Raw genomic sequence first — 8,110 nt, 5'->3', positions numbered from 1 at the left:
CAAAGCCGGAGTGCGGGCACACCGAGCCCAAGCGAGGTGCCGAGTGGTGGGGCAAGAGCGTTTTGCTTACTTTTGCGCTGTTCAAAAGTGAGCCGCTGTAAGAGCGGAACCCATAGTCGCCGCTACCTAAATAACGGATATACACGCAACCCAGCTCAGCCCATGCCCAGTCACAGCACCAGCCGAACCTCGGCACACAACCCACCTCCATCCCGATTGCTCAAGGTCAACTCCCCACCAATCGCCACCGCCAGTTGCTGGGCAATCGCCAGCCCCAGCCCAGTACCACCGGTGCCGCGATTACGCGAACTCTCAACCCGATAAAACGGCTGCATCACCTGCACCAGCTCATCCGCCGCAATCCCCGGTCCCCGGTCCAGCACCTTGATCGAAAGCTCACCCGCCGCCGTCGACCCCACCTGCAACTGCGCCGCCCCGGCAAATTTCAGCGCATTGTCCACCAGGTTTACCAGCACCCGACGCAACGCATGGGGCCGCGTATCCAAAACCACCGCGCTTTTACCGGTCAGGCTCACCTGCTTGTTCATGTCCTGATAATCAAACACCAGGCTGTCGAGAAACGCATCCAGGTCGATCCGGCAACTGGCCTCGGTGGACCCATGCACACTGCGGGCATAAGCCACACCCTCGCGCACCAGATGCTCCATTTCCCCCAGGTCACTCCAGAGCTTTTCCCGGTCCACCGAGTCCTCCATGAACTCGGCGCGCAATTTCATGCGGGTGATCGGCGTCTGCAAATCATGGGAAATCGCCGCCAGAATCTGCATGCGCTCCTTGAGGTACTCGGCAATCCGCTTCTGCATCTCGTTGAACGCCGCCGCCGCATGCGCCACCTCGGTGGGGCCGGTTTCGTCCAGCGGTGTCGGGCGCGCGTTCGGGTCGAGGGTTTCCACCGCCCGTGCCAGGCGTGTCAGCGGGCGGATGGCGATGCGTACGGCGACCCAGGTGCATATCAGCAACACCAACAACTGCAGCACCAGCACCACCGGCAGCCAGAAGGCAAACGGGATGGGCTTGGGGTGTACATCAATGGTGATCGGGCTGCCATCGGCCAGGGTCAGGTGCGCCTGGAAGTGTTTTTGCAGGCCCGGGATGTCGCGAAAGGTCAGCGGGTAATGCTCGCCCAAGGCATCGGCAATCGAGGTGGCGGCCATGGGCACGTCGTCGCTGGCCATCGGCTCGCCGGGTTCACCGGCATTCAGCAGGTAGCGGTAGGCGTTGCGGTCGAGGCGCGGCAGCCAGCTGGCGCGCTCGGCGGCGGGCAGGCGGTCGAGGATCGCGATCGACGTCGACACGTCGTTCTCCAGGTTACCCAGCATCACGCTCCGGGCACTCACGTAGCGCTCATAGAACTGCGCGCTGAACGACAGGGCGTTGGCGCACAGCAGGCTGACGATGAAAATCACCGACAGTTGCGCCGCCAGGGTGCGCGGCCAGCGGAACGTTAGGGTCATGCCGAGTCCCCAAGGATTTCCACCGCCAGGGAGAACACATAGCCTTCGCTGCGCACGGTCTTGATGTAGGCCGGCTCGCGGGCGTCGTCCAGCAGGCGCTGGCGCAGGCGGCTGACCAGCAGGTCGATGGAGCGGTCGAACAGGTCCGCGTCCCGGCCCTGGGTCAGGTTCAGCAATTGGTCGCGATTGAGCACGCGCTGCGGATGGTCGAGGAAGACGCGTAACAGGCGGTATTCAGCGCCGCTCAGGGCCACCAGGGTGTTGTCTTCGTCCAGCAGATGGCGGGCGGTGGTGTCCAGGCGCCAGCGGCCAAAGCGGATCAGCCGGCCGCTTTCGGTCACCACCAGGTTTGGCGGCAGCATCCGCGTGCGGCGCAGCACGGCGTTGATGCGGGCCAGCAGTTCACGGGCGGCGAAGGGCTTGACCAGGTAATCGTCGGCGCCCATTTCCAGGCCGATGATGCGGTCGGTTTCATCGTTGCGCGCGGTGAGCATCAGGATCGGCGTGGCCTTGTGTTTGCCCACCCGAAGTTCGCGGCACAGCTGCAAGCCGTCGTCGCCCGGCATCATGATGTCCAGCACGATCAGGTCCACGGGGGTGGTGTCGAGGAAGCTGCGCATCTGCCGGCCGTCAGCCACCACGGTGGTGCGCAGGCCATTCTTTTTCAGGTAGTTGCCCACCAGTTCGCGGATCTCCCGATCGTCATCGACAATCAGAATGTGATCGACGTGATCCATGCTGCCTTCCTCGTTGAATAGTCATTGATGCGCAGTCTAGCCACTGTCGGTGGGCTTGCCTTGTGCCCTTTGTATTGCAGTGTATCTGGCAGTGACGAGATACACATCGACGCAAAAATCCGGGCTTGGCCGACACAATCCGGATACCTCGCAAGGTTCAAATGAGCCCATCGAGGTAATCCGCCTCGGCCCACTTGAACCCCCGGGGAACCACCCATGACTATCAAAGCTACCTATGCCAGTTGCGTGTTTGCCTTACTCACTGGCCTGAGTGTTGCCGCCCATGCCGAAACCACCGCCAGCCAGCCGGATATCCACCAGGTGGTGTCGATCTCCGAAGAGTCCGGTGGCGCGCTGTGCGGCATCGTCAACTCGCACCTGACCTACCTGGATTCCAAGGGCCAGCGCCACGTCCTCGACTACCGAAAATTTTCCAGCAACTGCCTTGAAGGCAGCTGAAGAGACTGCCATGACCCGACTCAACAGCTTTCTCAGCGCCTTGGCATTTTCCATGGCGGGCGTGGCGGCGGATGTGAACGCCGCTACCGCGAAAAAACTCACCGGCAGTGAAACCTGCTTCCAGAACACGCCGGTGGCGCAAAACGGCGCGGGTCGCAAACGCGCCGAAACACCCCCGGCCACGAGGTGACACCCATGAATTTCATCCAATACCTGCGCCGCTCAAAAAGCCTGATGCTGTTGGCACTGGTGGTTGCCTTGGTCGGCGTGCCCAAGGCGGTGAACTACCTGATCAATAACGTCGATGCCGAAAGTTTCAACCAGTCCGATGAGCGCATGCCGTCCCTCGACGGCGCGGTGGCCTGGCTCAACTCGCCGCCGCTGACGGCCGAGGGCCTGAAGGGCAAGGTGGTACTGGTGGATTTCTGGACCTACGACTGCGTCAACTGCCAGCGCAGCCTGCCGTACGTCAATCAGTGGGCGAAGAAGTACGCCAAGGACGGGTTGGTGGTGATCGGAGTGCACACGCCGGAAAACGGCTACGAGAAAGTCCTGGATAACGTACGCAGCCAGGTCAAGAAGCTGGACATCCATTACCCGGTGGCCATCGACAATGACTATCGGATCTGGCGCGCCTTCGATAACCAGTACTGGCCGGCCCATTACTTCTTCGATGCCACCGGTAAAGTGCGCTACAGCCATTTTGGCGAGGGCCGCTACGACAATCAGGAAAAAGTCATCCAGGCCTTGCTGGAAGAAGCCCGGGCGGCTAACGCGCCAACCTAAGCTAATGCCAAAAAGGTATTTATTGCGAGGTTTTTAGATCGTTTAGCTTCACCACTCCACGTACCTGTTCATGGAGTGAGCACCCAATGTCGCACCCGCTGGCAATCAACACCTTGCCCCTGCTGGACCTGGCGCTGCTCGACGGCAGCCCGGCCCAGCGTGGGCAGTTTCTCGATGACCTGCGCCACGCTGCGCGGCATATCGGTTTTTTCTACCTCACCGGCCACGGCATCGACGCCGGGTTGCTCACCCAGGTGCAGCAGCAGGCGCGCCAGTTTTTCGCCTTGCCGGAGGCCGACAAACTTGCTGTCGGCATGATCAACTCCCCGCATTTTCGCGGCTACAACCGCACCGCGTCGGAGATCACCCGGGGGCAGCCGGACCTGCGTGAACAGTTCGACCTCGGCGCCGAGCGCGAGCCGTTGCAGCAAGGCCCGGATTCACCGGCCTGGTCGCGCCTGCAAGGTCCCAACCAGTGGCCTGCCGCGTTGCCTGAACTCAAGCCCTTGTTACTGGCCTGGCAGCAGGCGATGACTCAGATGTCCCTGCGCTTGTTGCGCGCCTTTGCCCGGGCCTTGTCGCTGCCGGAAAACGCTTTCGACCCGCTGTATGGCGACAAGCCCAACGAACACATCAAGCTGATCCGCTACCCCGGCCGCCACGCCCAGCAGAGTCGCCAGGGCGTCGGTGCCCACAAGGATTCCGGCTTTCTCAGCTTCCTCCTGCAAGACCAGCAGGCCGGCCTGCAAGTGGAAGTGGAGGAGGGCCGCTGGATCGACGCCTCGCCGCGCCCGGACACCCTGGTGGTGAACATCGGCGAGTTGCTGGAGCTGGCAACCAACGGCTACCTGCGTGCCACGGTGCACCGGGTCGAATCGCCGCCCCTGGGCAGCGAACGTTTGTCCCTGGCGTTTTTCCTCGGTGCGCAACTGGACGCTGTGGTGCCGGTGTATCAGTTGCCGCCCGAGTTGCTGCGCGATGCCCACGGCCCCACCAGTGACCCGCGTAACCCGCTGCTGCGGGACGTCGGCTGGAACTACCTCAAGGGTCGCCTGCGTTCCCATCCGGATGTCGCCCAACGCTTTTACGCCGACGCCACGATTCCCCAAGCCCTGTCCGCCTGATAAGGAACATCACCATGCTCAAGAAAACAGCCCTGGCCCTGGCCGTCCTGATTGCCTCCTTCGACGCCCAGGCCGCCGAGGCCCTGCGTGTGGCGGCGGACCCGATTCCCCACGCGCAAATCCTCGAATACGTGCAGAAGCTCGACCCGCAGCTGCAGCTGAAAATCATCGAAATTCCCAACGGCGTGAACTCCAATGAACTGCTGGCCCACGGTGATGTGGACGCCAACTACTTCCAGCACTTGCCGTACCTGCACTCCCAGGAACAGGCTCTCGGCCAGAAATTCACAGTGGCAGCCACAGTACATATCGAGCCGCTGGGTATCTATTCCCATCGCCACACCAGCTTTGCCCAGGTGCCGGATAAAGGCACCGTTGCCGTGCCCAACAACGTCACCAACCTGAGCCGTGCGCTGTACCTGCTGCAAGCCAACGGCCTGATCACGCTCAAGCCCGGTTTCAACGATCCGGCCAAGGACCAGGCAACGCCGAAGGACATTGCCGAGAACCCCAGGCACCTGAAGATCCTCGAGATCGAATCACCACAGATTCCTCGCGCCCTGGATGACGTCGACCTCGCTGTGATCAACGGCAACTACGCCCTCGAGGCCGGCCTGTCACCGGCCAAGGACGCCCTTGGGCTGGAAAAAGCCCAGGGCAATCCCTACGCGAATATCCTCGTGACCACCCCGAAATTGCAGGACGACCCACGGATCAAACAGCTGGCCAAGGACCTGAATTCGCCGGAGGTGGCCAAGTTCATCACCGAGAAATACTCAGGCTCGGTGATCCCGGTAGCTGTCGAATGATCGTCGTTGAGCAGGTCAGCAAAACCTACGCCGATGGCCAGCCGCCGGCGCTGGATAACGTGTCGTTGCAGATTGCCGACGGTTCGGTCTTCGGGATCGTGGGGCGGAGCGGGGCGGGCAAGAGTACTTTGCTGCGTTGCCTGAACCTGCTGGAACGCCCGACTTCCGGGCGCATCCTCATGGACGGCCAGGACCTGACACTGCTCAGTGACAAGCAACTGCGCCAGCAACGCCAGCGCATCGGCATGATCTTCCAGGGTTTCAACCTGCTGCATTCACGCAACGTCGCCGACAATGTGGCGGTGCCCCTGGAAATCGCCGGCCAGCCGAAGGCCGAACGCGTTGCCCGGGTCGAGGAATTGCTGGAGCTGGTCGGCCTGAGTGACAAGGCACTGGCGTTTCCGTCGCAACTGTCCGGCGGCCAGAAGCAGCGCGTCGGCATCGCCCGGGCACTGGCGGCGCGCCCGGATTATTTGCTGTCGGACGAAGCCACCAGCGCCCTCGACCCGGAAACCACCGCGTCGATCCTGGAACTGCTGCGCAGTATCAATCGGCAACTGGGGGTGACCATCGTGTTGATCACCCACGAGCTGGATGTGGTCAAGGCTATCTGCGACAGCGCGGTGTCCCTGGCCAATGGGCGCGTGGTGGAAAGCGGCAGCCTGATTCAATTGCAGGCGGACCCCGCCTCAAGCCTGGGTCGGTCACTGGCACCCAACCTGTCAGCGGTGAGGGCGGTATGAAAACGGACTGGAACGACGTCCTGCAACTGCTGCTCACGGCCACCGGCGAAACTCTGTACATGGTGCTGCTGGCGGCGGTCTTTACCTTGCTGATCGGCCTACCCCTGGGGGTGCTGCTGTTTGTCAGCCGCCGCGGCGGGCTGTTCCCGCTGCCAAGGGTGAACCGTGTGCTGGGTGCGGTGATCAACCTGGGCCGCTCATTGCCCTTTGTGGTGATGCTGATTGCCTTGATTCCACTGACCCGGCTGATCGTCGGTACCACATTGGGCAGCACTGCCGCCGTGGTGCCGATCACCATTGGCGCCTTTCCGTTTTTTGCGCGGATTGTCGAGAACGCGCTGGACGAAGTGGACAAGGGTCGCATCGAAGCCATCGTCGCCATGGGCGGGGATATTCGGCATGTGATCTTCAAGGTGCTGCTGCCGGAGGCGCTGCCTGCGTTGCTTGCGGGGTTGACCCTGACCCTGGTGATGCTGATCGGCTTTTCGTCCATGGCCGGGGTGATTGGTGGTGGCGGCCTGGGCGACCTGGCGATTCGTTATGGGTATCAACGTTTCAACAATCAGATCATGGTGGTGACGGTGATCGTGTTGGTGGTGCTGGTTCAGGGCGTGCAAAGCCTGGGGGATCGTTGCGTGAGGTCGCTGGCGCATCGTCGATAAACAGTTATGTACTAATGAATTTTTAATATTTCTAGTTATATACATGACTGAGTAAAGTTCTCCTTCGTACCTCCACCTCGTCGCCGGGAAATACTCTTCATGAACCGTCCCCACGGGCATCCCACGCCGATCCTGACTTTGCCCCAGGGCGAAAAAGACCCGTTGTCGATTCGCGCCAAGGCACTGGTCTTTGCCGACCCGCGTTCCCTGCAACTGCTCGAATATTTGCAGCGTGTCGGCCCCAGTGAAGCGCCGGTGTTGATCAATGGCGAGACCGGCACCGGCAAGGAGCTGGTGGCGCGCTATATCCACAGCGCCAGCGGCCGCACCGGTGCGTTTGTGCCGGTGAACTGTGGGGCCATCAGCGAGAACCTTGCGGAAAGCGAATTTTTTGGGCATGAGGCCGGCTCGTTTTCCGGGGCCTCGGGGCGGCGGATCGGCTGGTTTGAAGAGGCCGATGGCGGGACCCTGTTCCTCGATGAGATCGGTGATTTGCCGCTGCCGTTGCAGGTGAAGCTGCTGCGGGTATTGCAAGAGCAGGAAGTGGTGCGGGTGGGGTCTCGCAAGCCGATCAAGATCAATATCCGGCTGGTGACGGCCACCAACATCGACCTGGAGCAGGCGGTGGAGGCGGGCAACTTTCGGCTTGACCTGTTCTATCGCATCAACGTGGCGCAGGTGCAGGTGTTGCCGTTGCGTGAGCGGCCGCTGGATATCCTGCCGCTGGTTGAGCATTTTCGGCGGCTCTACAGTGCCAGGCTGAAAATCGCCGAGCCGATGTTGTCGGAGTCGGCGACCCAGGCGTTGCTGGATTATCCGTGGCCGGGGAATATTCGTGAGCTGGAGAATGTGGTGCACCTGGCGCTTTTGGTGGCTGGGGACAGGCCGATCATGCCGTCGCATTTGAAGTTTTCTGCGGGGCTGAGTGCGATGCATGCCAGCGTTAACAGCGGGGCGCCGAGGATTCCGCAGGAAGTGGTACGGGAGCAGTTGCTGCGGTTGTTCGAGGTGCCGGGGGATTCGTTGTTGCACGATATCGAGGATTTGATCGTGCGGGAGGCGTTTGGGTTTTGTGGGTTTAATCAGTTGCGTACGGCGGAGTTGTTGGGGGTTACGCGCAATGCCATGCGGACGCTTTTGGTGAATCATGGGATGCTCAAGGGGCGGGTGAAACCCTGATTTTTTGATGATGTACATATCCGTTATTCAGGTAACGGCGGCTTATGATTCCGCTTCTTACAGGGTCACTTTGCAAAAAGCGGCAAAGTAACCAAAACGCTCTTGCCCCACCACTCGGCTCCTCGCCTAGGCTCGG

At 61.4% G+C, this 8,110-nt stretch carries 9 protein-coding genes and 1 pseudogene; 8 read left to right on the top strand and 2 right to left on the bottom strand.

What is annotated here, in order from left to right:
• Nucleotides 1–170: 170 nt before the first annotated feature.
• Both SNL23_RS10285 and SNL23_RS10280 read right to left on the bottom strand, forming a co-directional pair.
• Nucleotides 171–1,475, bottom strand: a complete 1,305-nt coding sequence (locus SNL23_RS10285) for an ATP-binding protein (protein WP_167665450.1) — start codon at nt 1,473–1,475, stop codon at nt 171–173.
• Nucleotides 1,472–2,212, bottom strand: a complete 741-nt coding sequence (locus SNL23_RS10280; protein ID WP_063028866.1) for a response regulator — start codon at nt 2,210–2,212, stop codon at nt 1,472–1,474. The genes SNL23_RS10285 and SNL23_RS10280 overlap by 4 nt, the downstream gene beginning before the upstream one ends.
• 216 nt (nt 2,213–2,428) lie before the next feature.
• Here SNL23_RS10280 and SNL23_RS10275 point away from each other — a divergent pair, with 216 nt between their 5' ends.
• The 8 genes and pseudogenes from SNL23_RS10275 (at nt 2,429) to SNL23_RS10240 (ending at nt 7,974) form a co-directional block, all read left to right on the top strand.
• Nucleotides 2,429–2,671 (top strand): DUF2790 domain-containing protein, encoded by a 243-nt coding sequence (locus tag SNL23_RS10275; protein ID WP_318302194.1) that lies wholly within the window; start codon nt 2,429–2,431, stop codon nt 2,669–2,671.
• Between the two features lie 10 nt (nt 2,672–2,681).
• The gene (locus SNL23_RS10270) at nt 2,682–2,861 is read left to right on the top strand and encodes a hypothetical protein (RefSeq protein WP_167665452.1); all 180 of its coding nucleotides are present in this window, start codon (nt 2,682–2,684) and stop codon (nt 2,859–2,861) included.
• A gap of 77 nt (nt 2,862–2,938) precedes the next feature.
• Nucleotides 2,939–3,457 (top strand): annotated as a pseudogene (locus SNL23_RS10265) (thioredoxin family protein); the annotation flags it as partial.
• Between the two features lie 86 nt (nt 3,458–3,543).
• Nucleotides 3,544–4,581, top strand: coding sequence for an isopenicillin N synthase family dioxygenase (locus SNL23_RS10260; RefSeq protein WP_167665454.1), 1,038 nt, complete (start codon nt 3,544–3,546; stop codon nt 4,579–4,581).
• Between the two features lie 14 nt (nt 4,582–4,595).
• Nucleotides 4,596–5,390 (top strand): MetQ/NlpA family ABC transporter substrate-binding protein, encoded by a 795-nt coding sequence (locus tag SNL23_RS10255; RefSeq protein ID WP_076015734.1) that lies wholly within the window; start codon nt 4,596–4,598, stop codon nt 5,388–5,390.
• Nucleotides 5,387–6,133, top strand: a complete 747-nt coding sequence (locus tag SNL23_RS10250; protein ID WP_318302193.1) for a methionine ABC transporter ATP-binding protein — start codon at nt 5,387–5,389, stop codon at nt 6,131–6,133. Before SNL23_RS10255 ends, SNL23_RS10250 begins: the two co-directional genes overlap by 4 nt.
• Entirely contained in the window at nt 6,130–6,795 is a 666-nt protein-coding gene (locus SNL23_RS10245) for a methionine ABC transporter permease (RefSeq protein ID WP_167665455.1), read from the top strand. Before SNL23_RS10250 ends, SNL23_RS10245 begins: the two co-directional genes overlap by 4 nt.
• 99 nt (nt 6,796–6,894) lie before the next feature.
• Nucleotides 6,895–7,974 carry a sigma-54 interaction domain-containing protein gene (locus SNL23_RS10240; protein ID WP_167665456.1) on the top strand — a complete coding sequence of 360 codons (1,080 nt, stop codon included), beginning with the start codon at nt 6,895–6,897 and terminating at the stop codon, nt 7,972–7,974.
• The last annotated feature ends 136 nt before the right edge of the window (nt 7,975–8,110 follow it).

The organism is Pseudomonas sp. SED1, from assembly GCF_034044025.1.
Taxonomy (GTDB): domain Bacteria; phylum Pseudomonadota; class Gammaproteobacteria; order Pseudomonadales; family Pseudomonadaceae; genus Aquipseudomonas.
This window is presented reverse-complemented; position numbering and strand designations above follow the sequence as displayed.